At 79.7% G+C, this 679-nt stretch carries 1 protein-coding gene; it reads left to right on the top strand.

What is annotated here, in order from left to right; all coding sequences use genetic code 11:
• Positions 1-10: 10 nt before the first annotated feature.
• Positions 11-679: TrmH family RNA methyltransferase (locus tag MHY85_RS21150; RefSeq protein ID WP_374234285.1), on the top strand; the 669-nt coding region annotated here is incomplete at its 3' end.

Raw genomic sequence — 679 nt, forward strand, 5'->3', positions numbered from 1 at the left:
ATGCGGGAGGATGGCCCCCGTGTCCCGCACCGCCCCGGACGGCTCCGCCGCCGCACGTCCCCCGATGACCAACCCGCACGCCGACCGCGTCAGGGCCGTGCGCGCGCTCGCCACCCGGTCGGGGCGCCGCCGCGCCGGGCGGTACGCCGTCGAGGGTCCGCAGGCGGTGCGGGAGGTCGTGCGCTGGGCGCCGCACACGGTCCGGGACGTCTACCTCACGCCCGAGGCCGCCGACCGGTACGCCGAGATCGTCGCCGACGCCGAGGCGGCCCGCCTGCACCTCCACCTCGGTGACCCGGCCGTGCTCGACGCCATGTCGCCGGACGTGCAGGGGGTGCTCGCCGTCGCCGACCTGCCCGACGCCGCCCGCCCCGCGGTCCGCGACGAGGTGCCGGTCGGCCCGCTCGGCGCCGACGCGCTCGACGCCGTGCTCGCCGCGCGCCCCCGGCTGGTCGCGGTGCTGGCGCAGGTCCGGGACCCGGGCAACGCGGGGACGGTGATCCGGGTCGCGGACGCCGCGGGCGCCGACGCGGTCGTGGTGGCGGGGGAGAGCGTGGAGACGACGAACCCCAAGGTCGTGCGGTCGACGGCCGGCTCGCTGTTCCACCTGCCGGTCGTGTCGGGCGTGCCGGTCGCGGACGCCGTCGCCGCCCTGCGCCGCGCGGGGCTCGCCGTGCTG

The sequence above is a fragment of the Cellulomonas sp. ACRRI genome (assembly GCF_022346185.1).
GTDB lineage: Bacteria > Actinomycetota > Actinomycetes > Actinomycetales > Cellulomonadaceae > Cellulomonas.